Raw genomic sequence first — 23,468 nt, 5'->3', positions numbered from 1 at the left:
ATCCCCAGCGGGTGGAGAGGCGGGCGGTGCCTGCCCTTCGAAGGCGGGACATGACGGCACCGGCAGGCCGCCCCCCGCATCACGGCTTCCGCGTGCTCATGGTCAGGAGCTCGTAGCGCGCCACCGTCTCGTCCTCCTGGTTGAAGACCTCCACGTCCCAGCGCACCTCGCCATATTCCGGCTTCCGCGCGGGGTTCTTCCGCTGCACGGTCAGGCGCACGCGGATCGAATCCCCCGGCGAGACGGGCTTGAGGAAGCGCAGCCGGTCCAGCCCGTAATTGGCGAGGAGCGGCCCAGGCGCGGGATCGACGAAGAGCCCGGCGGCGAAGCTCAGGATCAGGTAGCCATGCGCGACGCGGCCGGGGAAGAAGGGGTTCGCCTTCGCCGCCGCCTCGTCCATATGGGCGTAGAAATTGTCGCCGGTGAAGCCGGCGAAGTGCTCGATATCCGCCAGCGTGATGGTGCGCGACGCGGTCTCCACCGTGTCGCCAACCGAGAGGGCATCGTAATCCAGGCGGAAGGGATGGGATTCCGGGATGCGCGTGGGCGCGCCCTTGATCCATCCCTCGCCGAGCGCGGCAAGCTTGGCGGGCGAGGCCTGGAGCGCGGTGCGCTGCATGTGGTGGAAGACGCCGCGCAGGCCGCCCATCTCCTCGCCGCCGCCGGCCCGGCCCGGCCCGCCATGCACCAGCGCCGGCAAAGGCGAACCATGGCCGGTGGATTCCGCCGCGCTGTCGCGGTCGAGCAGGAAGAGGCGGCCGTGATAGGGGGCGAGGCCCGCCACCAGCTCCGCCGTCACGGCCGGGTCATAGGAGAAGGCGGAGGCGACCAGACTGCCCTCGCCGCGCCTTGCCAGGGCCACCGCCTCCTCGACCCCGTCATAAGGCATCAGCGTCGCCACCGGGCCGAAGGCTTCCACCTCATGGACCAGCGTGGCCCGGAGCGGGCTCTCGCAGTGGAGCAGCACCGGGGCCATGAAGGCCCCCGTCTCCGCATCGCCGCCCAGCACCGTGCAATGCTCCGGATCGCCGAAGAGGATCGTGGCCTCGCTCCGGAGACGCGCCACCGCCGCGCGCACGTCGCGGCGCTGGTTCAGGCTGGCGAGCGGCCCCATGCGCACATCCTCGCGCCGCGGGTCGCCGACCGTGATCCTGCCCAGCGCTGCGGAAAGCGCCTCGGCCACCGCCGCGACCTGTGCGCGGGGCACCAGGATGCGGCGGATGGCGGTGCATTTCTGCCCGGCCTTGGCCGTCATCTCGCGCACCACCTCCCGCACGAAGAGGCCGAATTCCGGCGTCTCCGGCGTCGCATCCGGACCGAGGATGGCGGCATTCAGCGAATCCCGCTCGGCCACGAAGCGCACCGCGTTGCGCGACACGGCGGGATTGTCGCGCAGCTTCACCGAGGTGGCGGCGGAACCGGTGAAGGAGAGCAGGTCCTGCCCCGTCAGGTGGTCCAGCAGGTCGCCCGTGCCGCCGGCGACGAACTGGAAGGCGCCGGGCGGCAGGATGCCGGATTCCACGATCGCCTCCGCCACCGCATGGGCGACATAGGCCGTGGCGGTGGCCGGCTTGGTGATCACCGGCATGCCGGCCAGGATCGCGGGCGCCAGCTTCTCCAGCATGCCCCAGCAGGGGAAGTTGAAGGCGTTCACATGCACCGCCACGCCCTGCAACGGCGAGAGGATGTGCAGCCCGGCGAAGCTGCCGTTGCGCGAGAGCCTCTCGACCTCGCCCTCCACCACGAAGCGCCCCGGCGGCAGTTCACGGCGGCCGCGCGAGGCATAGGCGAAGAGCGTGCCGATGCCGCCATCGATGTCGATCAGGCTGTCGCGCCGCGTCGCGCCCGTGTCGAAGGAGAGGTCGTAGAGCGCCTCCTTGCGGTCGCCGAGGAAGGTGGCGAGGCGCTTCAGCATCTCTGCCCGTTCATGGAAGTTGAAGCGGCGCAGGGCGGGCCCACCGGCCTCCCGCGCATGGCGGGCCATGGCGGCGAAGTCCAGCCCTTCGCTGGAGACGGTGGCGACCACCCTTCCGTCCACGGCGCTGCGGATCCCGGCGCCCGGCGCGGCGGGGGTGACCCAGCGGTCCAGGGCGTGGCTGCGGAGGGTGAGCGGCATGATCGGTGTTCCCTATCCCCTGGGGGGGCGCCCCTCGTCCCGGGCGCCTCGCGGTGCTTCTCCCCTGCTTGCGGGCGCGTCTGGCGCGGGGCCGGGGTTGCCGGAATTATTTGACCGTCTGGACGGTCAATGCAAGCACTTCCTTGCCACGCGTCCGCAACCGGCAATGCTGCATCGCAAAGGCACCAATGGTGGAGCAACGATCTGTCATTGACAGGGAGGCCTCGGACAGTGGTTAATCGACCGTCCAGACGGTCAATGAACCAAATGGCCAAGGGTATCGTAAACCCGGCCAGGACAGGGAGGAACGGCGATGAGCGACACGGTGCTGGTCGAACGGCTGGAAGGCTGGCGGAAGCTCACGCTCCATCGCCCGGACAGGCTCAATGCCTTCAACGAGGATCTGCACGCCGCCCTGGCCGCGGCGCTGGACGAGGCCGCCGCCGATGCCGATTGCCGAGCCGTGCTGCTGACCGGCGCCGGGCGCGGCTTCTGCGCCGGGCAGGATCTGGGCGACCGGCGGGGCGGGGATGGCCCGCCCGATCTCGGCGACACGCTGGAACGCCTCTACAACCCGCTGGTGCGCCGGCTGCGCGACATGCCCAAGCCGGTGGTCTGCGCCGTCAACGGCGTGGCGGCGGGCGCCGGGGCCAACATCGCCCTGGCCTGCGACATCGTGCTGGCGGCGCATTCCGCGAAGTTCATCCAGGCCTTCGCCCGCATCGGGCTGGTCCCGGATTCCGGTGGCACCCATACCCTGCCCCGCCTGGTGGGTGAGGCCCGGGCCCGCGCGCTGATGCTGCTGGGTGAGCCCGTCGAGGCGCGTCAGGCCGAGGCCTGGGGCATGATCTGGCGCGCCGTGCCGGACGAGGCTCTGATGCCGGAGGCGGAGGCCCTGGCGGCGCGTCTGGCCACCCAGCCGACCCAGGGCCTGGCCCTGACGAAGCAGGCGCTGGATGCCTCCGCCACCAACACCCTCTCTGCCCAACTGGACCTGGAGCGCGACCTGCAGCGCCAGGCCGGGCGCACGCCGGATTACGCCGAGGGTGTGCGCGCCTTCCTGGAGAAGCGGCCGCCGCGCTTCACCGGCCGCGCGGGCTAGGCTTTCGCGACAACGGCCCTCGCCAAGAGGCCCCTGGAGGAACGGACACCATGAGCGCCACAAGCCTGAGCGCCGCAGCCACGAGTTCCGCCCCGGCCGCGGAACCGCCCGGCAGTGCCGCACCCGGCCCCTTCCTGCACGCGGTGGAGGGCGCCAGCCGCGCCGAGATCCAGGCGCTGCAGCGCGAGCGCCTCGCGCAGACGCTGTGCCATGTCTATGAGAACGTCCCCTTCTACCGCACGAAGTTCGATGCCGCTGGCGTGCATCCGCGCGACTTCCGGGACCTGCCGGACATCGCGAAATTCCCCTTCACCGTGAAGACGGACCTGCGCGACACCTATCCCTTCGGCATGCTGGCCGTGCCCCGGGAAAAGATCGCGCGGCTGCACGGCTCCTCCGGCACCACGGGCAAGCCGATCGTGGTCGGCTATACCCAGGGCGACCTGGACCGCTGGGCCGATTTGATGGCGCGCTCCATCCACGCCGCCGGCGGGCGGGGCGGGATGATGCTGCACAACGCCTATGGCTACGGCCTCTTCACCGGCGGGCTCGGCGCCCATGCCGGCGGCGAGCGGCTGGGCTGCACCGTGGTGCCCATCTCCGGCGGGATGACCGAACGGCAGGTGCAGCTCATCCACGACTTCCGGCCCGAGATCATCATGGTCACGCCGAGCTACATGCTGGCGCTGCTGGACGAGTTCCACCGCCAGGGCCTCGACCCGCGGCAGAGCTCGCTGAAGATCGGCATCTTCGGCGCCGAGCCCTGGACGAACGCGATGCGCCAACAGATCGAGCAGGCCTTCGACATGCAGGCGGTGGACATCTACGGCCTGTCCGAGGTCATGGGTCCCGGCGTGGCGCAGGAATGCGCCGAGACCAAGGACGGGCTGCATGTCTGGGAGGACCATTTCCTGCCGGAGGTGATCGACCCCCGCACCGGGGAGGTCCTGCCCGATGGCGAGAAGGGCGAGCTGGTCTTCACCACCCTGACCAAGGAGGGCATGCCCGTCATCCGCTACCGCACCCGCGACCTGACGCGCCTCCTCCCCGGCACGGCGCGGCCCGGGATGCGGCGGATGGAGAAGATCACCGGCCGCAGCGACGACATGATCATCCTTCGCGGCGTCAACGTCTTCCCCTCGCAGATCGAGGAGATCCTGCTCGGCCAGAGTTGGTGCAGCGGGCATTTCCAGATCCACCTGTCGCGCGAAGGGCGGCTCGACCAGATGGCGGTGCATGTGGAGTGCCAGGGCGGCTACTGGGACGGCGACGGCATGGCGCGTGAGGCCGAGGAGATCATCCGCCTGATCAAGAACACCATCGGCATCACCACACGCGTCGTGGTGGAACAGCCCGGCGCGCTGGAACGTTCCATCGGCAAGATCCGCCGCGTGATCGACAAGCGAGGCTAGGCGTGCCTCCTCGCGGCAGCCCCCGGAGGGAGGCTCCGCCTCCCGCCGCTCGGCCTCCCGGCCGTGGCGGAAGGCCCGGGAACTTGACACGGCCCTGTCCAGGCCGGATGCCAGCCACCGTTCCGATCCGCAGCAGGAATTGCCAATGAGCCGCCCGCGCGCATCCGACCATGACGACAAGCGCCGCGCGATCCTGGACCGTTCCGCGCAGCTCTTCGCGGAGCACGGCTACGACCGTGCCTCGACCAGCATGATCGCCCAGGCCTGCGGCGTGTCGAAGGCGCTGCTCTACCACTACTACCGAGACAAGCTGGAACTGCTGCACGACATCATCCGCTTCCACCTGGAGGAGCTGGTGGAGGTGGTGGAGGCGGTCTCGCCGCAGCCGGGGGCGGCGCCACGCCGCTACCTGGAGGACCTCGCCGTGGCGCTGCTCGGCGCCTATGCCGGGGCGGATGCCGCGCATCAGGTGCAGATCGGTCAGCTCCGCCTGCTGCCGCCGGAGAAGAAGCGTGGGCTGGTGCTGCTGGAGCGGCGGCTCGTCGCGGTCTTCGCCGAGGCCCTGCTGGCGGCGCGGCCGGACCTGGCCGGCAACCGCCTGCTGCTGAAGCCGCTGACCATGTCGCTCTTCGGCATGCTGAACTGGAACTACATGTGGTTCCGCCCGGACGGGCCGCTCGGGCGGGAGGACTATGCCCGCCTCGCCGTCGGCCTCGTGCTGGATGGCGCCCCCAGCCGGCTGGAGCTGCCGGAACTCGTCACATCTGGTCGTAGTCGATGACCACGCGCGCGCTGGTCGGGCGCGCCTGGCAGGTCAGGACATAGCCCGCCTCGATCTCCCAGGGCTCCAGCGAGTAGTTGGCCTCCATCTCCACCGTGCCCTCCACCACCCGGGCGCGGCAGGTGCTGCACATGCCGCCCTTGCAGGCATAGGGCAGGTCCATCCCCGCCCGCAGCGCGGCGTCGAGCACGGCCTCGCCCTCGGCCACCGGCACCTCGCGCCGCTTGCCATCGACGATCAGCGCGGCGCTGTGCGCGGGCGGCGCATCCGGGGCGGGCTTCGGCACCGCCGCGCGGCGCGGGCGGCCGTCGAAGGCGGAGACGAAGCGCTCCACATGCACGCGCTCCTCGGGGATGCCGAGCTCGCGCAGCGTGGCGGCGACATCCTCGCTCATCCCGGCGGGGCCGCAGAGGAAGGCATGGTCCACGCCCGCCGCCGGCACGAGGTGACGCAGCAGCAGGCGCACCTTCTCCCCGTCCAGGCGGCCGTTCAGGATGGGCAGGTCCTGCTCTTCCTGCGACAGGACATGGAAGACCGAGAAGCGGTCGAGGAAGCGGTCCTTCAGCTCCTCCAGCGCCTCGCGGAACAGCATGTCGGCGGCGTTGCGGTTGCCGTAGAAGAGGAAGAAGCGGCTGCGCTTCTCGCGCGCCAGCAGGAAGCGGATGATCGAGAGGATCGGCGTGATGCCCGATCCCGCGGCGAAGCCGAGATGCAGCCGCGCCGCCTCCGGCTCGGGCACGATGCCGAAGCGGCCGGTCGGCACCATCACCTCCAGCGCATCGCCCGCCCGCAGCGCCGTGTTGCACCAGCCGGAGAAGCTGCCGCCCTCCACGCGCTTCACGGCGATGCGCAGCTCCCCGTCATCAGGGCCGGAGCAGATGGAGTAGGAGCGGCGGACCTCCTCACCGTCGAAATCCCGCCGGAGCGTCAGGTATTGCCCCGGCTTGAAGCCGTAGAGCGGCCGCAACGCCTCCGGCACCTCGAAGGCGATGGAGACGGCATCCGGCGTCTCGCGCCGCAGGTCCGCGACGCGGAGGCTGTGGAAGCGCGGCAGGGTGCTCGACATGGGAGACGTCCCTCAATGGCAGCGGAAATGGTCGAAGGGTTCGCGGCAGGCGAGGCAGCGCCACAGCGCCTTGCAGGAGGTGGAGCCGAATTCCGCGAGCCGCTCCGTGCGCGTGGAGCCGCATTGCGGGCAGGCCACCGCCTCCTCCTCCCCGAACAGGGCGCGCCGCCCGCCTGTCCGGCCGGGCGGGGCGATGCCATAGTCGCGCAGCTTGCGCCGCCCCTCCTCGGTCATCCAGTCCGTGGTCCAGGCCGGGGAGAGCACGGTGCGCACGTGGGCGCGCGGCAGGCCGGCGCGTTCGAGCGCCATCTCCACCTCCAGCGCGATCATGTTCATCGCCGGACAGCCGGAATAGGTGGGGGTGATCAGCACCTCCACCGTGCCGTCCACCTCCCGCACCTCGCGCAGCACGCCGAGATCGGCGATGGTCAGCACGGGGATCTCCGGGTCCACCACCGCCGCCGCGGCGCGCAGGGCGCGCTCGCACAGGGTTTCCACGGCACTCACCACACGGCGCCGGGATAGGTGCGCTGGAGATGCTGCATCTCCGCGAGCAGATGCCCCAGATGCTCGCTGTGCCGCCCACTGCGGCCGCCGCTCTGCATCCAGGCCGAGGGGTCGGGCAGCGGCAGAGTCGCCTCCTCCAGCACCTCCCGTACCGTCGCCAGCCAGGTCCCGCGCAGCGTGTCCGGGTCCACCGCCGCGCCGGTCGCGATCAGCTCGCGCTCCGCCGCGTCGGCCTCGAACATCTCGCCGGTATAGGGCCAGAGCAGCGCCAGCGCCCCGGCGGCCCGGGCACGGCTTTCCTCCGTGCCGTCGCCCAGGCGGATCACCCATTCCGCACTGTGGCGGAGGTGGTAGGCGCTCTCCTTCTCCGACTTCGCGGCGATGGCGGCGAGCGTGGGATCGGCGGAGCGCATCATCGCGCGCCAGTACGGGTCGGCGAAGGCGGAATAGAGGAACTGCCGCAGGATGGTCTGCGCGAAATCGCCGTTCGGCTGCTCCACCAGCAGCAGGTTCCGGTACTGGCCGGCTTCCCGCAGATAGGCGAGGCGGTCCTCGTCATGCCCCTCCCCGCCCAGCACCGCCGCGTGGTCGTAGAGCGTGCGCGCCTGGCCGATCAGGTCGAGGGCGATATTGGCCAGCGCCATGTCCTCCTCCAGCATCGGCGCATGGCCGCACCATTCCGACAGGCGGTGGCCCAGGATCAGCGCGTCATCCGCCCGGCGCAGCGCGAAAAGCACCGGCGGCGTCTCGCGGAGGCGGATCGAGCTCGTGGCCATCTGGCGTTCTCCTTCCCGCGCGCCGTCACATATGCCCGACCTCGTCCGGCACCTCGTAGAAGGTCGGGTGCCGGTAGATCTTGGAGGCGGTGGGCTCGAACATCATGCCCTTCTCCGACGGATCGGAAGCGGTGATGGCGCTGGAGGGCACGACCCAGACCGAGAGCCCCTCCCCCCGCCGCGTATAGACGTCGCGCGCCGCCTGCAGCGCCAGAGTGGCATCCGCCGCGTGCAGCGAGCCGACATGCTTGTGCGACAGGCCGTTGCGGCTGCGGATGAAGACCTCCCACAAAGGGGTGGTCTGGGGGTTGGTCTGGGGGGTGGCCTGTTCCTTGGACATCGGTTCCTCTTCCCCGCTCAGGCGGCCGCGGCGCGGCGTGCGTTGCGCTTGGCCGCATGGGCCAGCGCGGCCTCCCGCACCCAGGCGCCCTCGCGGTGCGACTTATTGCGCACGGCCAGGCGCTCGCGGTTGCAGGGGCCGTTGCCGGCCAGGACCTGCTTGAACTCCGCCCAGTCGATCGCGCCGTAATGCCAGTGGCCCGTCGCGCCTTCGGGCGCATCCGCCGGGGGCGGCACGAAGCGCAGTTCCGGATCGGGGATGGTCAGGCCGAGATACTTCGCCTGCGGCACGGTGGCATCGACGAAGCGCTGGCGCAGCTCGTCATTGGAGAAGCGCTTGATCTTCCAGCGCGTGGACTGGTCGGAATGCTGGCTGGCCGCATCCGGCGGGCCGAACATCATCAGGCAGGGCCACCACCAGCGGTTCAGCGCGTCCTGCGCCATCGCCTTCTGCTCCTCGGAGCCGCGGCACAGCGTCAGCATGATCTCGTAGCCCTGGCGCTGGTGGAAGCTCTCCTCCTTGCAGACGCGGATCATGGCGCGGGCATAGGGGCCGTAGGAGCAACGGCAGAGGGGGATCTGGTTCATGATCGCCGCGCCGTCCACCAGCCAGCCGATGGCGCCGATATCCGCCCAGGTGAGCGTCGGGTAGTTGAAGATCGAGGAATACTTGGCCTTGCCGGAAAGGAGCTGGTCGGTCAGCGCCTCCCGCGTCACGCCCAGCGTCTCGGCGGCGGCATAGAGGTAGAGGCCGTGGCCGCATTCGTCCTGTACCTTGGCCAGCAGCGCGGCCTTGCGGCGCAGCGAGGGCGCGCGGGTGATCCAGTTGCCTTCCGGCAGCATGCCCACGATCTCGGAATGCGCGTGCTGGGAGATCTGACGGACCAGCGTCCGGCGATAGGCCTCGGGCATCCAATCGTTCGGCTCGATGCGCTCCTCGGCATCGACGCGCGCCTGGAACCGCGCCGCCGCCTCCGCATCCTCCAGCATGGGGATGTCGCGCGGCTCGTCCTTCTGATTGAGCGCCTGCGTGTACATGGCTGGCCTCCCTGACGTCGTTCGTTGGGAGGATCATATGTGACGAAATTTACGTGTTCAAGAATTATTCGTCACATATCTTCGCGAAAACGCCGCCAGAGTTCCGGCCCCGGAGCGGGCAATGGGCCGTCCTCGTCCGCCGCATGGGCATCGAGCCAAGCCTCGGAGGCAGGCAGGAGGCGCGCATAGAGGTCCGCGCAGATCCGCCGCGCCACCTCGCCCGGCCATTCCGCCGGCAGCATGGCGCGCGGCAGGAACGGGTCGCGCAGCACCACGCGGCGGTATTCGTGGATCAGCAACAGCCGCGCCACCAGCGCCTCCAGCCCCGGCAGGCCTTCCTCCGGCATGCGGCGCGAGACCTCGCCGAAGGGTTCCAGGAAGCGCCGGTAGCCCTCGGCGATGCCCTCCAGGTCCCAGGCCAGGGCTGCCAGCCGCTCGGCCTCCGCCGCTCCGGCCCGCGTTTCCAGCACGATCGCGGCGCGGGCCTCGGCGGGAACCGTCCGTGACCAGGGCGCCAGCCAGAGATCCGGCAGCGCGGCGCCGTAGCCACCCGCCCGCAGCGCCTCGCGCGCCGGCTCTCGCGCCATCTCCGGCGGCAGGAGGAGCAGACGCAGGCGGTCGTCCTCCGGCTGGGTCTCGTGCGGGCCGTAGATGCGCCGTGCTGCCTCGGCGAAGGTCCCCGCTCCCTTCTCCGCGAGGCGGTAGAAGCTGTTCCGCCCCAGCCGCCGCCGCTCCAGCCAGCCATCGGCGGCGAGGCGCGACACGGCGGCCCGCACGGCGGCGTCGTTGACCCCCAGCCCGCCCAGGACCTCGGCCAGGGTCTGCAGCCCCACGGAGCCGCCGCGTGGCAGGATGGCGTCGCCGTAGAAGGTGATGACCACCGACCAGGTGCGCGACGGCTCGCTGTTCAGGTGGCGCAGGATCGGATCGAGGAGCGGGGAGGACATCGGCCTCCTGCATAGCCAGGGCAGGGCCGGCACGGAACCGCCGGATCGCGGCCGCCTTGTCCCGGGCCGGTCCGGCGCGCAGACTATTCCTGACCGGGCGGCCGGTGAAAACGGATGGAAGGAACCGGAATGGGGATGGAAGCAGGGGACACGGCGCAGCAACTCGCGGAGCGATGCGTCGCCGCCATGCTGGAACGCGATCCGGCCAGCAATGGCCTCGGCATGCGGCTGTTACGGGTGGCGCCGGGCGAGGCGGACCTGTCGATGCAGGTCGCGCCGCACATGCTGAACGGCCACCGGAACTGCCATGGCGGCTTCATCTTCACGCTGGCGGATTCCGCCTTCGCCTGCGCCTGCAACAGCTTCGACCGCATCACGGTCGGCCAGTCCTGCACCATCCACTACATTCGCCCCGTCATGGCAGGCACGGTGCTGACCGCCCGCGCCCGGCGTGTCGCGGAGGCCGGACGCAGCGGGATCTACGACGTCCTGGTGGTGGATGAGCAGGAGCAGGCGGTCGCCACCTTTCGGGGGCAGTCCCGCACCGTCGGCGGCAGCATGCTGGGCGAGGGCGAATAGGCCCCGCGTCCCGCTGAGCGGCGGGAAGGGCCGCCGCTCAGCGGCTCCCGTCCGCCAGCAGGGCATTCGCCCGCGGCATCAGCACCCACATCCGCACCGGCTCGCGCAGGTTGCCCGCCCGCTTGCCGGCCTCCGGCCCCCAGCCGCGGAACAGGTCGCCCCGCCCCGGGCCGCGGATGGCGCCGCCCGTGTCCTGGGCCGCGACGAGGCGGCGGATGCCGCCCCCCGCCACGAAGACCGGTGCGCCCAGCGGCACCACCGAGGGATCAACGGCGATGGAGCGTTCCGGCGTCAGCGGGATGCCCATGGCGCCCGGCGGCCCCTGGTCGGGGCGCAGGCCCTGGTTGATGCGGAAGAAGATGTAGGACGGGTTCTCCGCCATCAGCGCGGCGGTGCGGTCATAGCCCACCTTGGTCATCCAGCGGCGGATGGCATCGGCGGACATGTTCTCCGGCGCGACATCGCCCCGGTCGATCAGGGAGCGGCCGATGGAGCGGTAGGGCTGGCCGTTCTGCCCGGCATAGCCGAGGCGCAGCATCTTGCCGTCCGGCAACACCACGCGGCCGGAGCCCTGGATCTGCAGGAAGAAGGCCTCCACCGGATCATCCACCCAGACCAGTTCCAGCCCGCGCCCGTCCAGCGCGCCGTTCTGGATGGCGGCGCGGTCCGGCAACGGCTGCAGCCTGCCCTCCATCATCTGGCCGTGCTGGGGTCGCTGGCCGTCGCCCTGGGCGAGCTGCACATGCTCGGAAGGCGGGGCGTGGAGCGGGGTCTGGAAATCGCCCACCCGCATGCGGGAGCCACGCAGAACCGGCTCGTAATAGCCCGTCAGCAGGCCCTCCCCGACCGGGGTCGGGATGAAGTTCTCCTCCAGCGCATCGCGGAGACGGGCATCGCGCAACTGCCGCGCCTCGCGCAGACGAGCGCCGCCGGCACGGGCCGGCACGGGCGGCAGGTTGCGCCAGGCCTGGGCCAGGGCATCGCAGGCGCGGCGCCAGGCATCGGGGGAGCCCGCGGTGACGGCGCGGCAGGAGGCCAGCACGGCCGGCATCGCCTCGCTCACCGTGTCGCTTTCCCAGCCGGGCAATTCGCTCCACAGGGCCGGGCGGGCGGTGCCGGCCAGCAGCCCCCCCGCCACGCCGGCCCCGGCCAGCTTCGCCGCCGGCATGGCGACGCCGCGCGCGCGGGCCTCGTCACGGGCGAGCTGCCGCTGCTTCTCCATCCGCCGCTGCACCATGCCGCGCGGTCCGGGCCCCTGCCCAATTCCTTGCGCAGTACCGGAGCGCCCGAGCGCCGCCTCCAGGGCCGGCAGGCGCGTCCGGGCCTGCCGCAACGCGGGCATGTCCTGCTGGGCCCGTGCGGTGGAGCGTTCGGCAGCCTGGACGGGTGAACCACCCGCCGGGGCGAGGAGCCCGCCCCCGGCAAGCAGGGCCAGCAGGGAAAGCGCGGGGAGGCCACGAGCGCGGCCCCGATGCCAGATCGTCGGCTTTTGGCGGGGATGTGGCAGGGGATGCGTCATGCGGTGGCCTGTTCCTCCGGACCTCTGAGCAGAAATCGGTCTTTGTTGGGTAGTTCGGATCGTTTTTTAGAAACAGAAACCAAAAATCATCAAGCACTTTCTGCTCAGAGCATCCGACGAAACGGCCCCTGGGGAGATTCTCGCCACGCAGGCAGAGGCCGGGGCAGGAAAAATCCCGGCCAGGACAACGGCTTGGCGATGCGGGAGCCCGACACGCCCAGGATCAGGAAACGACAACCTGGGATCGCCTTGTCGTCCCTGCCAGGGGGCAGGCGGAAAGGCCGAATCACTTTTCCCGGGACAGGGAAGCGGTCCCGGACGCGGCTCTCGCCGCCTGTCCGGGACCGGAAACGCCGTTCAGACGGAGCGGGTATCCACCAGCCGCCAGGTCGGATCGCCGCTCTTGAGGTCGCGCTGGAAGGTCCAGAGGTCCTTCAGCTCGGTCACGCTGTCGGTGCCCGTGACGGGCTTGCCATCGGCGGCCAGGGTCATGTTCACCTGATCCGACACGAAGCGGACGGTGACATCGGCCACGGAGCCGCGCAGCTCAGCGCCCTCCACCGTGACCTCGTGGACATGCCGGATCTCGGTGCGCTGGGTCTCGCCCGCATCCTCGCGCGCCTTGATGGCGCCCTCGAAGCCTGTGAAGGTTTCCGGGCCGAGCAGGCTGCGCAGCGTGTCGCGGTCGCCGCGCGCGAAGGCCTCGACGATCATGCGGAAGGCCGTTTCCGCCCCCCCCAGGAAGTTCTGGACGGAGAAGGAAGGATCGACCTTCTGAATGTTGGCGAGCGTCTGACCGACCGGGCCCTGTGCATCGGGCACGGCATGGCGCTGCGGCGCGGGTGGGACGGGCACCGCCTCGCTGGCATCGCCCTCGATCGCCCGGGGCGGGTAGCCGGGGGCCGGGCGCGCTTCAGGCGGGCGCTCGAAGCCGGTCCGCCGGCCGAGCACGGAGCGAAGACGCAGCACAAGGAAGGCCGCGACCATCGCGAACAGGATCAGGTCGATGGGGAAGCCGCCCTGCATCTGTGGTCTCCTCTCTTTGAAGAGGGAAAATGGGGATGAACATCCGGTAACGCAACGCCGGTTGCCCCGGCGGGGCCCCGACATGGCGCGCCCCGGAAGGTTTTTTCGCAAGCCAGCTTCCGGGGGGCCGCTGAAGCCCATTGCCGGAAACCCGCCCTGTCGCCAACTTGCCGGCATGATCCTTCTGCGTCATGGCCAGAGCGAGTTCAACCTCCACTACACGGCCACCAAGATCGACCCCGGCATTCGGGATCCGCGCCTGACACCCCTGGGCCACCAGCAGGCCCACGCGGCGGCGGAGGTGCTGGCGAAGGAGGACATCCGCCGCATCCTGGCCAGTCCCTATACGCGGGCCCTGCAGACGGCGGCGCCCCTGGCGGAGAAGCTGGGCCTGCCGGTGCTGATCACGCCGCTGGTGCGGGAGCGCTATGCCCTCTCCTGCGATGTCGGATCGCCCTGCAGCCTGCTCTCGAACGACTGGCCGCATCACGACTTCACCCGGATCGACGAGGTCTGGTGGCCGCAGGAGGAAGAGCCGCCGGAGGCCGTGGCGGCCCGGGCGATGCAGTTCCGCCTGGACATGATGCTGCGGGACGACTGGGCGCATACGGTGGTGGTGAGCCACTGGGGCTTCATCCTGGCGATGACCGGCCGGTCGCTGGTGAACGGCGAGTGGCTGCGCTGCGACCCGAACGGGCCCGAGCCGGAGGATGTGGTCTGGCACCACGGCTGAACGGCCCCGGCCGTCGCCTGCCGGGCCCCCGATTCCGGGGCCGGAACCTCGCCTTCCTTTTCTGTGGCCTGTTCCTGGCGGCCTGCACGCCGGTGGTGATCCCCGCCGGGCCGCCCCTGGCCCCGCCGGAACTGTCGGCCGACAGCCTGGTCATGGCCGACGGGGCAAGGCTGCCGCTGCATGCCTGGCTGCCGGAGGCCCCACCCCGGGCGGTGATCCTGGCGGTCCATGGCTTCGGCGACACCGCCCGGAACGCCTTCCGCATGGCGGCACCGATGCTGACCGCCGACGGCGTGGCCCTCTATGCCTATGACCAGCGGGGATTCGGCGAGGCGCCGAACTGGCCGCTCTGGCCCGGCGCCGAGACGCTGAAGGCCGACCTCGCCGCCGCCTCCCGGCTGCTGCGGCAACGCTACCCGGACCTGCCGCTCTATATCCTGGGGGAAAGCATGGGCGGCGCGGTCGCGGTGGCCGCCGCCGCTTCCGGCAACCCACCCGTGGCGGATGGCTATATCCTGGTGGCCCCCGCCCTCTGGGGCCGTTCGGAGATGCCCGGCTGGATGCGCGGCCTGCTGGAATTCGCTGCCCATACCATTCCCAAGGTCGGCTTCCGCAACTCGGCCCCGGGCATCACCCCGACCGACAACCCCGAGGCCGCGGCCGGGTGGCGCGACGACCCGCGCACCTACAAGGAGGTCCGGGTGGACACGCTCTATGGCCTGGTCAACCTGATGGACGCGGCGGTGAGGGCGGCGCCGGAATTCCGCGCCCCGGCGCTGATCCTCTATGGCGCCCATGACCAGATCGTGCGGGCCGAGCCGGTGCGGGCCGCCCTGCGCCGCATGCCGGACGGGGCGGACCAGCGGCTCGCCTACTATGCCCAGGGCTACCACATGCTGCTGCGCGACCGGGAAAGGGCCGTGGTCGCCGGCGACATCCTGGCCTGGATCGCCGATCCGCGGGCCCCGCTGCCCTCCGGCGCGGACCAGGCCGCGCGGGAGTGGCTGGCCCGGCCGGGGGAGTGAAAGCGACCACGCGGGGCAGCGCCGCGCCTGAAGGGCCGGACCGGCCGCGCGGTCCGGATCTCCCTGAAGGGGAGCCGGATGGATGCCGCGGATGCGCGGCCCTCCATGATCCCTCTGTCTGGTCCAGGGCGGGCCGGATCTCTCACGCGCGGCTGGTGAAGCCGGGAACATGACAGGCGGCACGGAACGACGGCGACGGGACCAGCCACCCTCAGGGCAAGGAAGGCGGGACAAGCCGCGCTTCGTCTCAGGATGCCAGGCCGAGCCCCAGCAGGACCGCCAGAGCCAGGCCGCCCCAGAGCGGCAGCAGGGCGAGGCGGCCGGAGGCGATGGGCAGGTCCCCGGCCAGCCTTTCCGCCTGCCGCGCCAGGGCCGGCAGCGACAGGGCGAGGGCGAGGCCGAAGGGAAGCAGCAGCACGGGATGCCGCTGCGCCAGGGCCATGGCCACGGCGAGGATGGCGGCGAAGCCCGGAAAGGGCGGCAGCCCCGCCAACCCCGCCAGGGCGAGGAGCAGGCCCCAGCGCCCGGCGCGGAGAGCCACCGCGCCAACTGGAAGCTCTGGCGCCATGTCACGCCCTGGCTCCCCGCCTTGCGTCGCCCCGCTTTGCATCGCCCCGGCCCGCAGCGTCAGGCCCGCCGCGCCACGCGACAGCGCCTGCCCGGCCAGGGCCAGGGTGCCCGCCAGCGGCAGGTCCAGCCCGAAGCACAGCGCGGCCAGGCCGGTCTGGCCGAGCCCGGCCCAGCCGATCAGTCGCCCCGGGCCCTGTCGCCGCCAGAGCGCCAGGGCCGCCACGAGCAGCGACAGCAGCCCCGCCGCCGCCAGAATTCCGCCCAGCGGCAGGCCCTCGGCTGCGGCATCCGTCACCCGCCCGGCGCGCCACAGCATCGGCAGCACCATGCCCGGCAGCAGGCCCAGGCAAAGCGCGGAGAACACGGCCTGCCCACGCGCCGAGGCAGCGATCCCCCAGCCCTGCCAGGGCACCAGCCCCGAAAGCGGCCCATAGCCGGCGAGCAGCAGCACCGCTCCCAGCCGCAGCAGCCCGGCCTCACCCCCGGGGGCAGACAGGATCAGGCCCGGCCAGGACCCCGTCCCCACCGCGCCCGGGGTGCTGCCCAGGAGAAGCAGCACCACCCCCAGCAGCGCGGTGGCGAGCCCGGCGCCGCAGGGCAGCAGCATCCGCCAGCACAGGGACACCGCCTCCGCGCGCCAGCGCCCCTCCCCCGCGCCCGACAGGATCGCCGCCGCGGCCAGCAGGGCGGGCACGAGCCCGATCCAGCCCAGCACCGGGCCATCCGCCAGGACCGCCAACTGGTATCCGCCCAGGAAGACCTGCACGGCCAGCGGCAGGCCCGGCCCGGGCGGCTCGCCACGGGTCGCCAGCCTGCCGGAAACCAGCAGGCCGACGGCCCCGCCCAGGGCGGGGAGGAGGCGGTTCACCGCATCCAGCCGCATCACCCCGTCGCTGCCTTCCGGCCGCGCCAGCAGGGCGAGGCCGAGCAGGAAGCCCAGCGCCGAGGCCAGCAGCCCGGCCCTCGCCGCCGCCTTCGCCATGTCGGGGCGGGACAGCGACAGGGCCAGCAGCAGTGCCGCCAGGAAGGGCCAGGCCACGGGCGCCCAGAGCGGAGGCACAACGGGCAGCCAGGAGGGCGCTGCGGTGTCCATCAGGCCCCCTCCCCCACGGCATTCCCGCTTCCGGCATCCTCGGGAACATCGTCCCCGGGGCCCTGGGGCCTCCATTCCGCGAGGTCGAAGCGGAGGCGGAACAGGAAGGCCCCCGCCACCATGGCCAGGGCGAGACCCAGGCTCGCCAGGGTCAGCTCCAGCACCTCCGGCAGCCCCGGCACCGCCAGGGCTGCCAGGACCAGCCCGTTCTCCAGGCTGAGGATGCCGAGCCCCTGGCTCAGCGGATCGCGCCGCAGCAGCACCGTCGCCAGTCCCAGCAGCAGCAGCGCCAGGGCAACCGCCAGGTTGGCGCGCGCCGCCATGCCGCCCGGCCCCATGGCGGCGGGCCAGATCACCAACGTGGCGAAGCCCAGCAGCACGGTGCCCAGGATCAGCGAGGCCCCGATGCCGAGATGCAGCTCCGCCTCCCCCGGCAGGCCGAGGCGGTGCGACAGGCGGCGCAGCCCGAGCGGCACCGCCAGCGCCCGGCCGAGCAGCGCCGCGGCCGCCACGACCAGGAGTTCCGCGCTCCATGCACCAGCATATGCCCCATGGCCGGCCAGCCAGCCGGCGAGCAGGGCGAGCAGCAGGGATTGCAGCGCATAGGCCAGGATCGCCCCCGCGCCACGGCGCAGGCAGAGCAGGGCGAAGCCGCAGAGCAGCATGCCGCCCGCCAGGAGCTGCGGCAGATCGGCGGAGACCGGCTCGAACCTCATGGACATCCTCTCATGCGACGCGCGCGCCCAGGAAGAGCAGCACCGCGCCGAGCACGGCCAGCAGCAGCGCCGCGCCCAGCATCTCCGGCAGGCGCTGCCGCCGCATCCCAGCCACCAGCACCCCCGCCAGGGCGAAGACGGCGCCGACCACGAGCAGCTTGGCGGCCCAGGCCAGCAGCCCGAGCGGCCAGGTCAGCCAGGACGTCTCCACCGCCTCCGGCGCCAGGCCGAAGGGCAGGAAGACGGCGGCCAGCAGGTCCAGCCAGAAGAGCAGCCAGAGGTCGCGTGCCAGGGACCACAGCGCCAGATGCCGCCCGGAAGCCTCGGCTGGCAGCATGGCGCCTGTCTCGGCCCCGCATTCCACCTGCGCCACCGCCAGCAGCGCCCCCAGGCAGAGCAGCAGCGGGAGCTGCAGCCCCACCCCGCCATCCCGTACCCCGGCGGCCACGGTGGCGAGGCCGGTGCCGCCCGCCAGCATGGACAGCACCAGCACCACCGCGAGCAGCGCCGGCCCGGCCAGCACCGCATCGGCCAGCAGCCGGGAGGCCGCCAGCCCGCCCTGGGCCCGCCCCGCCTCCAGCCCCGCCAGGGCCAGGAGGGCCCGCCCCAACCCGACCAGCCCGGCGAGCAGGACCAGGTCGGCCAGCGGCGCCAGGAGCATCCCGGTGGTGAAGGCGGGCACCAGCCCGGCCGCCGCCAGTGCCGTGGCGAAGCTGGCATAGGGGAGGATGCGCGACAGGGCGGAAGCGTCTTCGGGCAGGTTCGGCTGCTTCGCCACCAGGCGCCGCAGGTCGTGCCATTCCTGCCAGGGCGGCGCCCCCCGCCGCCCGGCGAGGCGCAGGCGCAGCCAGCGCGCCCCGCCGGCCAGCAGCGGCGCGGCCAGCAGGATAAGGGCCCAGTGCAGGAGCTGCGCCAGCAGGGCGAGCAGCAGGCTCATCCATGCCCCCCGAGCCAGGAGGCGAGCAGCAGCACGAGAGTCACCAGAAGGCCCAGCGCCAGCTCCCCTTGCGCCGAAAGGCGCCGGGGCCGGCGCAGAAAGGGCGCCGCCGCCAGCCAGGGCCCGATGGCCGCCAAGACGGCGGGAATCCGGCGCCAACGTGCGAGGCTGCCCGCGATCCCCGTCTCGCCCGGCGCAGGCGAGACGCCGAGCAAGCGCCGCAGCGGCTGCGCGAAGCCGCGCCCGCCGGGCTGGGTGGCCGGGTCGCCGAAGGGCAGATGCGGCGGCGGCGCCATGAAGCCGTCATCCCAGACCGGGCCGGTCACCGGGGCCGGGGCAAGGGCGCGCAGCGCCAGCGCCGCGATCCCGCCCGGCAGCAGCAGCAGCGCCGCCACCGCCAGGGGCTGGTAGGAGGCCGCGCCATCCCCTGCCTGTACCGCCAGCCATCCGGCCCGCCCGTCCAGATCCGCCCGCACCAGCAGGCGCAGGGCCGGGCCCATTGCCTCCAGCAGCGGTCCCGGCAACAGGCCGCCCAGCAGCAGCAGCCCCGCCAGCAGGACGAGGGTGCCCCGCATCGCCCCCGTCGCGTCGCCGCCGCCCAGGGTCCGCGGATGGCGTGGCCGGCCCAGGAAGGCGAGACCCAGGAAGCGCAGCGCCGCCAGGGCCAGCAGGGCGAGCACCGCCCCCGCAGCCGCCAGCACCGCCAGCGCCGCGAACTGCGTCCCGATCTCCCCGACCCTCCAGGCGGCCAGCAGGGCCTGGAGCAGCATCCAGCCCGGGGCGAAACCGGCGAAGGGCGGCAGGGCGGCGAGCGCCAGCACAGCCAGCGCCGCGCAGCCGGTGGCCCAGGGCATCACCCGCACCAACCCGCCGAGCCGTTCCAGCGAGCGGAAGCCGGTCATCCGCCGCGCCTCCTCCGCCACCAGGATCAGCAGCAGCGCGGCCGGCAGGCCAAGCCCGGCCTGCAGCAGCGCCCCGCCCGAGGCCAGCGCCGCCAGCGCGCTCAGGTCGGCGGCCCGGAAGACCGCCGCCAGGCCGAGGCCGAGCACGGCCAGCCCTGCCTGCCCGCCGGTCAGCCAGCCCGGCAGGAGGCGGAGATCGTCCTCCAGGCTGGCCCGCAGCCCGCACCAGAAGGCCATCGCCGCCCCGGCCAACAGCGTCGGCAGGCCCCACCAGCCCGGCTGGGCCGGGCCGGCCAGATCCAGCAGCAGGCGGGCCAGGAGGTAGAGCCCGGCGGCCGCCATCACCGCGGGCAGGGTCGCGCAGGGCCGCCCGGGCCGGGCCGTGGCCAGCAGCGGCATCCAGCCCGGTGCGAAGGACGCGCCCAGCAGCGGCGCGGCCCCGGCCAGGGCCAGGACGAGCAGCATCCCGGCCCGCCAGCCCTCCGGCGGCGCCTGGCGCAGGGAAGCGAAGGACCAGCCGCCCGCCCCCATCGGGGCGGCCGGGGCCATGGGCAGCAGCAGCGCGAAGGCGAGAAGCAGCGCCACACTGCCTGCCAGGGCGGAGGCCAGGACCCGACGGGCCGCGCCCCGCCCCCCGGGATGCGCCAGATCCGCGGCGGAGAAGACCAGGACCGGCAGGGCCAGACCCAGCGCCAGCAGCAGCCCCGCCGCGTCCGCCGCCGAAAGCGCGAGGGCCAGGATCGCCGGGCCGACCGGGGACAGGGCACGCCGCAGCGCATCCGGCTCCTCCGGGTCCGGGCCGGAGGCGGCGGCCAGCAACCCCAGCAGCATCAGGAACCAGCCCGACAGCCCATCGGGCCGCAGCAGCGCAACGCCACCCGGCAGCACCGGCAGTGCCAGCGCCGGTGAGGCGGCTCCCCAGAGCGCCATCGCCCCGGCTGCCGTGAGCACGAGCCCGGCCGGCAGGCACAGGAAGGGCGCCGCCCGGGCCAACAGGACGGCGGGGGAGGCGGGAGGGGCCACCATGCGGGATGCCCGGCCCGGCGGCAGCGGGCCCGGCGCGGGGCCGGCCGCTAAGCCACGCGGCAGCGCCCCGGCCAGGGCGGCGAGGCCGGACAGGGCCAGGAAGGCGAGCAGCAGGATGGTCACGCCGCCGGACGATAGCAGCCGATCTTCCCACGACCAGGGGGCGGCGCCGGGAGAATTCCCTGGCGGCGGAGGCCGCGGCCGGGCGTCAGGCCGTGGCGAACATCACGTTCAGGCGAAAGCGCTCCGCCACCCTGGGCGGCATGGCGACGCGGCCGTGGTAGCGGGCATGGTGGAGATCCTCGGGCGAGAGCACCGAGAAGCCGTCCCGCCAGCCGAGCCGGTCCACCGCGTCCGGCCAGTCCTCACCCCGCCACATCAGGGGGCGGAGGCCGTCGCCGTCCTCCACCCAATGCCAGCCGCTTTCCTCAGGGTCGTCAGGAATACCGTTCCAGGTCTCGCTCATCGACCAACTCCTCAACCGGATCAACCATATCGTTTGCGAGATAATGCCGCCTTTCTAGACGAAATCACGGCCGTGTGCGCGATTTTTTCCGGGCCCGCCCACAGGGGCCAGACCTGTACCGTGTCCCGGATCACAGCATTTCCAGCGCCTGCTTGCGCTGCGGCGGCGGGAAGACGCGGTCCAGCGCCCGCAGATCCGCCTCGTCCAGCGCGATCTCGGCCGCGCCCGCATTGTGCCGCAGATGCGCCGGGTCGGCGGATTTCGGGATGGCCACCACGCCGGGCTGGCGCAGCACCCAGGCGAGCGCGATCTGCGCCGGCAGCCGCCCGTGGCGCTCCGCCACTTCCCGCAGGACCGGGTGGCGCAGCAGCCGCCCACCCTGGCCCAGCGGGGAATAGGCCATCACCGGCATCTGGCGTTCGCCGCAGAAGGGGAGCAGGTCGAACTCCACGCCCCGGGCGTCGAGGTTGTAGAGGACCTGGTCCGTGGCGCAGTCCGCCAGCGCGCCGCCCAGTTCCCGCAGGTCGGCCACGTCGAGGTTGCTGACGCCCCAGCGGCGGATCCTGCCGGCCTCGCGCAGCCGCTCGAAGGCCTCCACCGTCTCGGCCAGGGGCACGCTGCCGCGCCAGTGCAGCAAATAGAGGTCGATGCTCTCCACCCCCAGGCGCCGGAGGCTCGCCTCGCAGGTCGTGGCCATGCGGGCGCGGGAAGCGTTGTGGGGATAGACCTTGCTGACCAGGAAGACCTCGTCGCGGCGCCCCGCGATGGCTTCCCCCACCACCTGCTCGGCGCCGCCTTCCGCATACATCTCCGCCGTGTCGATCAGCGTCATGCCGAGATCGAGGCCGAGACGCAGCGCCCGGGCCTCTGCCCCGCGATCCGCCCCGCGCTCCCCCAGATGCCAGGTCCCCTGGCCGAGAACCGGGACCTCCGTCCCGTCCGCGAGCCGCAGCCGCCGCATGTGCTTCTCCTTTCCGCCTTCGGTCCCGTGCCGCACCCCGTCCCGCCAGGGCGCGCGGCGGGAAGCAGGGTACGGCCAGTCCCGGCCGGTCGTGCTTTCGGATATGCCTTTTGCCTCCCGTCGGGCCGGATGCACCGGCCGATGCAGACAGGAAGGCGGGCTGCCAAGGCACTAGAGCGGATCGGTCCCCGGTGAAAACTCGCAAGCCCGTGAGGCGGCATGGCAGGGCTCCGGCGCTTCCCCGTCAGCTTCCCCTGGCATTCCCTGCGGCATTTCCTCCGGGCGACTCGCATCCACCGGAGGCGTGCCACTCCCATCGGCGGGGTGGAACTTCTAGATAACATCGTGATGCGCCCGCCCGCCCCGTCCTTCGCCCAGCTCGCACCCAGTGCCGGATTCGCCGAGCGGATCGCCCACCGCCCGCGGGGAGGGGCCGTCTTGCCCACCGCCGCCCGCCAACGACCGCTCCCCGCGCTCCTGCTTTTCCTTCTCCTGGCGGCCACGCTTCCGCAGGGTGAGGCCCGGGCGCAGCCCGGTGGGCCGCCGGCCCAGCCTCCCGCCCACCCCCCGCCCAGGCCGGCGCGGCGCCGGGCGCGGAGGAGATCGGCTCCTGGATCCTCACCTGCGCCGCCGACCGGATGACGGACCAGACGAGCTGCCGCCTGCTGAACCGGCGTCCGGCGGTGCCAGCCTCGGCCGGGCAGGCTGCCCTGACGCTGGAGGCGGTGCGGCGTGGCGGCAGGCTGGTGCCGGCCGTCACCGCGCGGGACCTGACGATCGAGGGAATCGGGCGCGGCCTGCTCGCCTTCACCGGCACGGCGCAGTTGCGTTTCCCGCCGAACCGCTTCTTCGAGATGCCCTGCGGGCTGGAGGGCCGCTCCGTGGTCTGCGCGCCAAAGGCGGAGGATGTGGAGCGCGCGGCGGCCGAACTGCCATCGGCGGAGCGCGCCCTGGTACGGATCGTCGGGCTGGTGCCGGAGGAATCGGAATCGGCCGAACCCACGGAGCTCCGTCTATCCCGCACGGGGGAGGCCCTGGCTCGCTTCCGCGCCCGCGCGCCGGAGGGACCGGGCACGTCCGAGGCCGCCCCCGGCTTCGACCTGCGGGAGATGCTGGGCCGGCTGATGCGCTTCCTGAATCCCTGACCCGCCCCGCTTGCCCGCCGCGAGCCACGACGTGACGCTTCAGCCCCCAGCCCATGGAACCGCGCCGATGACCTCTCGTGACAGGGTGGTGCTGGACGCCTTCGACAAGCGCATCCTGGCCGCGCTGCAGGCCGATGCCACTCTGCCCGTGGCCAAGGTGGCGGAGATGGCGGGGCTTTCCCCCACCCCCTGCTGGCGGCGCATCCAGAAGCTCGAACAGGCGGGGGTGATCCGCAAGCGGGTGGCGCTGCTCGACCGGCGGAAGCTGAATGTCGGCGTCACGGTCTTCATTGCCATCCGCACCAGCCAGCACAACGCCGCCTGGCTGGAACGCTTCCGCCGTGCCCTCGCGGATATACCGGAGATCGTGGATTTCTACCGGATGAGCGGCGAGATCGACTACCTGATCCGCGCCGTGGTGCCGGATATCGAGGCCTATGACGGTGTCTACAAGCGGCTGATCTCTGCCGTGGATCTGACCGACGTCACCTCCATGTTCGCCATGGAGGAGCTGAAATCCACCACCGAGGTGCCGCTGGACTACGCTGCTGAGCCCTGACGAACGGCGGAGGGCATCCGACTGACGACACCTCGCATCCGCGAAGGCCAAGGCATACCCGCGGGGGAAGAAATCTTCGTTCCGATCCGATTTTCGGGATCAATTTCGCCACGGACTAATTTCGATC

23 protein-coding genes are annotated in these 23,468 nt (G+C 72.2%); 8 read left to right on the top strand and 15 right to left on the bottom strand.

Annotated features, from left to right (window positions below; genetic code table 11):
• Positions 1-79 precede the first annotated feature (79 nt).
• Positions 80-2,116, bottom strand: coding sequence for a phenylacetic acid degradation bifunctional protein PaaZ (paaZ, locus tag RGI145_RS00565; RefSeq protein ID WP_075796808.1), 2,037 nt, complete (start codon positions 2,114-2,116; stop codon positions 80-82).
• A gap of 313 nt (positions 2,117-2,429) precedes the next feature.
• Between paaZ and paaG the strand changes: the two genes are divergently transcribed.
• The 3 genes from paaG to RGI145_RS00550 all read left to right on the top strand — a co-directional run bounded on the left by paaG (position 2,430) and on the right by RGI145_RS00550 (position 5,411).
• Positions 2,430-3,218, top strand: a complete 789-nt coding sequence (gene paaG, locus RGI145_RS00560; RefSeq protein WP_075796807.1) for a 2-(1,2-epoxy-1,2-dihydrophenyl)acetyl-CoA isomerase PaaG — start codon at positions 2,430-2,432, stop codon at positions 3,216-3,218.
• A 50-nt stretch (positions 3,219-3,268) separates the two neighbouring features.
• Positions 3,269-4,630: a phenylacetate--CoA ligase PaaK gene (paaK, locus tag RGI145_RS00555; protein WP_237183149.1), complete on the top strand. Its 1,362-nt coding sequence runs from the start codon at positions 3,269-3,271 to the stop codon at positions 4,628-4,630.
• Positions 4,631-4,775: 145 nt separating this feature from the next.
• Positions 4,776-5,411, top strand: a complete 636-nt coding sequence (locus RGI145_RS00550) for a TetR/AcrR family transcriptional regulator (protein ID WP_075796806.1) — start codon at positions 4,776-4,778, stop codon at positions 5,409-5,411.
• Here RGI145_RS00550 and paaE read toward each other — a convergent pair.
• From paaE to RGI145_RS00520, 6 genes are all read right to left on the bottom strand, one after another.
• Positions 5,389-6,477 carry a 1,2-phenylacetyl-CoA epoxidase subunit PaaE gene (paaE, locus tag RGI145_RS00545; RefSeq protein ID WP_075796805.1) on the bottom strand — a complete coding sequence of 363 codons (1,089 nt, stop codon included), beginning with the start codon at positions 6,475-6,477 and terminating at the stop codon, positions 5,389-5,391. The two genes, RGI145_RS00550 and paaE, sit on opposite strands and share 23 nt — an antisense overlap.
• Positions 6,478-6,489: 12 nt before the next feature.
• A complete protein-coding gene (paaD, locus tag RGI145_RS00540; RefSeq protein WP_418314488.1) occupies positions 6,490-6,984 on the bottom strand; it encodes a 1,2-phenylacetyl-CoA epoxidase subunit PaaD in 495 nt (164 codons plus the stop codon).
• Positions 6,981-7,760: a 1,2-phenylacetyl-CoA epoxidase subunit PaaC gene (gene paaC, locus RGI145_RS00535; protein ID WP_075796803.1), complete on the bottom strand. Its 780-nt coding sequence runs from the start codon at positions 7,758-7,760 to the stop codon at positions 6,981-6,983. Before paaC ends, paaD begins: the two co-directional genes overlap by 4 nt.
• A gap of 25 nt (positions 7,761-7,785) precedes the next feature.
• Complete coding sequence (gene paaB, locus RGI145_RS00530; protein WP_075796802.1) at positions 7,786-8,100, bottom strand: 1,2-phenylacetyl-CoA epoxidase subunit PaaB; 315 nt, start codon at positions 8,098-8,100, stop codon at positions 7,786-7,788.
• A gap of 17 nt (positions 8,101-8,117) precedes the next feature.
• A complete protein-coding gene (gene paaA, locus RGI145_RS00525) occupies positions 8,118-9,137 on the bottom strand; it encodes a 1,2-phenylacetyl-CoA epoxidase subunit PaaA (RefSeq protein WP_075796801.1) in 1,020 nt (339 codons plus the stop codon).
• A 71-nt stretch (positions 9,138-9,208) separates the two neighbouring features.
• A complete protein-coding gene (locus tag RGI145_RS00520) occupies positions 9,209-10,084 on the bottom strand; it encodes a PaaX family transcriptional regulator C-terminal domain-containing protein (RefSeq protein ID WP_075796800.1) in 876 nt (291 codons plus the stop codon).
• A gap of 135 nt (positions 10,085-10,219) precedes the next feature.
• Here RGI145_RS00520 and paaI point away from each other — a divergent pair, with 135 nt between their 5' ends.
• Entirely contained in the window at positions 10,220-10,663 is a 444-nt protein-coding gene (paaI, locus tag RGI145_RS00515) for a hydroxyphenylacetyl-CoA thioesterase PaaI (RefSeq protein WP_237183148.1), read from the top strand.
• A 37-nt stretch (positions 10,664-10,700) separates the two neighbouring features.
• On the opposite strand, the gene mltA is transcribed toward paaI, so the two are convergent.
• On the bottom strand, positions 10,701-11,900 hold the full coding sequence (gene mltA / locus RGI145_RS25635; RefSeq protein ID WP_167668206.1) for a murein transglycosylase A: 1,200 nt from the start codon (positions 11,898-11,900) through the stop codon (positions 10,701-10,703).
• A gap of 639 nt (positions 11,901-12,539) precedes the next feature.
• Positions 12,540-13,208 (bottom strand): Tim44/TimA family putative adaptor protein, encoded by a 669-nt coding sequence (locus RGI145_RS00505; protein WP_075796798.1) that lies wholly within the window; start codon positions 13,206-13,208, stop codon positions 12,540-12,542.
• A gap of 175 nt (positions 13,209-13,383) precedes the next feature.
• On the opposite strand from RGI145_RS00505, the gene RGI145_RS00500 reads away from it, so the two are divergent.
• Together RGI145_RS00500 and RGI145_RS00495 are read left to right on the top strand one after the other, a co-directional pair.
• The gene (locus RGI145_RS00500) at positions 13,384-13,941 is read left to right on the top strand and encodes a histidine phosphatase family protein (protein ID WP_075796797.1); all 558 of its coding nucleotides are present in this window, start codon (positions 13,384-13,386) and stop codon (positions 13,939-13,941) included.
• A gap of 92 nt (positions 13,942-14,033) precedes the next feature.
• Positions 14,034-14,966, top strand: a complete 933-nt coding sequence (locus RGI145_RS00495) for an alpha/beta fold hydrolase (RefSeq protein ID WP_237183147.1) — start codon at positions 14,034-14,036, stop codon at positions 14,964-14,966.
• Between the two features lie 247 nt (positions 14,967-15,213).
• Here the strand turns inward: RGI145_RS00495 and RGI145_RS00490 are convergent, their stop codons facing one another.
• From RGI145_RS00490 to RGI145_RS00465, 6 genes are all read right to left on the bottom strand, one after another.
• Complete coding sequence (locus tag RGI145_RS00490; RefSeq protein WP_075796796.1) at positions 15,214-16,629, bottom strand: hypothetical protein; 1,416 nt, start codon at positions 16,627-16,629, stop codon at positions 15,214-15,216.
• On the bottom strand, positions 16,629-17,345 hold the full coding sequence (locus tag RGI145_RS00485) for a hypothetical protein (protein ID WP_075796795.1): 717 nt from the start codon (positions 17,343-17,345) through the stop codon (positions 16,629-16,631). Before RGI145_RS00485 ends, RGI145_RS00490 begins: the two co-directional genes overlap by 1 nt.
• 10 nt (positions 17,346-17,355) lie before the next feature.
• Entirely contained in the window at positions 17,356-18,282 is a 927-nt protein-coding gene (locus tag RGI145_RS00480; protein WP_075796794.1) for an NADH-quinone oxidoreductase subunit H, read from the bottom strand.
• Entirely contained in the window at positions 18,279-20,333 is a 2,055-nt protein-coding gene (locus RGI145_RS00475; RefSeq protein ID WP_075796793.1) for a proton-conducting transporter transmembrane domain-containing protein, read from the bottom strand. The genes RGI145_RS00480 and RGI145_RS00475 overlap by 4 nt, the downstream gene beginning before the upstream one ends.
• 85 nt (positions 20,334-20,418) lie before the next feature.
• Positions 20,419-20,676 carry a hypothetical protein gene (locus tag RGI145_RS00470; RefSeq protein ID WP_075796792.1) on the bottom strand — a complete coding sequence of 86 codons (258 nt, stop codon included), beginning with the start codon at positions 20,674-20,676 and terminating at the stop codon, positions 20,419-20,421.
• Between the two features lie 130 nt (positions 20,677-20,806).
• Positions 20,807-21,637 carry an aldo/keto reductase gene (locus RGI145_RS00465; protein ID WP_075796791.1) on the bottom strand — a complete coding sequence of 277 codons (831 nt, stop codon included), beginning with the start codon at positions 21,635-21,637 and terminating at the stop codon, positions 20,807-20,809.
• A 638-nt stretch (positions 21,638-22,275) separates the two neighbouring features.
• Between RGI145_RS00465 and RGI145_RS00460 the strand changes: the two genes are divergently transcribed.
• Together RGI145_RS00460 and RGI145_RS00455 are read left to right on the top strand one after the other, a co-directional pair.
• Positions 22,276-22,782, top strand: coding sequence for a hypothetical protein (locus RGI145_RS00460; RefSeq protein ID WP_075796790.1), 507 nt, complete (start codon positions 22,276-22,278; stop codon positions 22,780-22,782).
• Between the two features lie 67 nt (positions 22,783-22,849).
• The gene (locus RGI145_RS00455; protein ID WP_208863903.1) at positions 22,850-23,341 is read left to right on the top strand and encodes an Lrp/AsnC family transcriptional regulator; all 492 of its coding nucleotides are present in this window, start codon (positions 22,850-22,852) and stop codon (positions 23,339-23,341) included.
• Positions 23,342-23,468 lie beyond the last annotated feature (127 nt).

It is taken from the genome of Roseomonas gilardii (assembly GCF_001941945.1).
In the GTDB taxonomy this organism is placed as follows: Bacteria; Pseudomonadota; Alphaproteobacteria; order Acetobacterales; family Acetobacteraceae; genus Roseomonas.
Note: the sequence above shows the minus strand (reverse complement) of the source record. Positions and strands in the feature narration are given on the sequence as shown.

Bases quoted from the DNA above. Each gene is read 5' to 3' on its own strand.
- paaZ (WP_075796808.1), bottom strand. From the start codon at position 2,116: ATGCCGCTCACCCTCCGCAGCCACGCCCTGGACCGCTGGGTCACCCCC.
- paaG (WP_075796807.1), top strand. From the start codon at position 2,430: ATGAGCGACACGGTGCTGGTCGAACGGCTGGAAGGCTGGCGGAAGCTC.
- paaK (WP_237183149.1), top strand. From the start codon at position 3,269: ATGAGCGCCACAAGCCTGAGCGCCGCAGCCACGAGTTCCGCCCCGGCC.
- RGI145_RS00550 (WP_075796806.1), top strand. From the start codon at position 4,776: ATGAGCCGCCCGCGCGCATCCGACCATGACGACAAGCGCCGCGCGATC.
- paaE (WP_075796805.1), bottom strand. From the start codon at position 6,477: ATGTCGAGCACCCTGCCGCGCTTCCACAGCCTCCGCGTCGCGGACCTG.
- paaC (WP_075796803.1), bottom strand. From the start codon at position 7,760: ATGGCCACGAGCTCGATCCGCCTCCGCGAGACGCCGCCGGTGCTTTTC.
- paaB (WP_075796802.1), bottom strand. From the start codon at position 8,100: ATGTCCAAGGAACAGGCCACCCCCCAGACCAACCCCCAGACCACCCCT.
- paaA (WP_075796801.1), bottom strand. From the start codon at position 9,137: ATGTACACGCAGGCGCTCAATCAGAAGGACGAGCCGCGCGACATCCCC.
- RGI145_RS00520 (WP_075796800.1), bottom strand. From the start codon at position 10,084: ATGTCCTCCCCGCTCCTCGATCCGATCCTGCGCCACCTGAACAGCGAG.
- paaI (WP_237183148.1), top strand. From the start codon at position 10,220: ATGGAAGCAGGGGACACGGCGCAGCAACTCGCGGAGCGATGCGTCGCC.
- mltA (WP_167668206.1), bottom strand. From the start codon at position 11,900: ATGGTGCAGCGGCGGATGGAGAAGCAGCGGCAGCTCGCCCGTGACGAG.
- RGI145_RS00505 (WP_075796798.1), bottom strand. From the start codon at position 13,208: ATGCAGGGCGGCTTCCCCATCGACCTGATCCTGTTCGCGATGGTCGCG.
- RGI145_RS00500 (WP_075796797.1), top strand. From the start codon at position 13,384: ATGATCCTTCTGCGTCATGGCCAGAGCGAGTTCAACCTCCACTACACG.
- RGI145_RS00490 (WP_075796796.1), bottom strand. From the start codon at position 16,629: ATGGACACCGCAGCGCCCTCCTGGCTGCCCGTTGTGCCTCCGCTCTGG.
- RGI145_RS00485 (WP_075796795.1), bottom strand. From the start codon at position 17,345: ATGAGGTTCGAGCCGGTCTCCGCCGATCTGCCGCAGCTCCTGGCGGGC.
- RGI145_RS00480 (WP_075796794.1), bottom strand. From the start codon at position 18,282: ATGAGCCTGCTGCTCGCCCTGCTGGCGCAGCTCCTGCACTGGGCCCTT.
- RGI145_RS00470 (WP_075796792.1), bottom strand. From the start codon at position 20,676: ATGAGCGAGACCTGGAACGGTATTCCTGACGACCCTGAGGAAAGCGGC.
- RGI145_RS00465 (WP_075796791.1), bottom strand. From the start codon at position 21,637: ATGCGGCGGCTGCGGCTCGCGGACGGGACGGAGGTCCCGGTTCTCGGC.
- RGI145_RS00460 (WP_075796790.1), top strand. From the start codon at position 22,276: ATGACGGACCAGACGAGCTGCCGCCTGCTGAACCGGCGTCCGGCGGTG.
- RGI145_RS00455 (WP_208863903.1), top strand. From the start codon at position 22,850: ATGACCTCTCGTGACAGGGTGGTGCTGGACGCCTTCGACAAGCGCATC.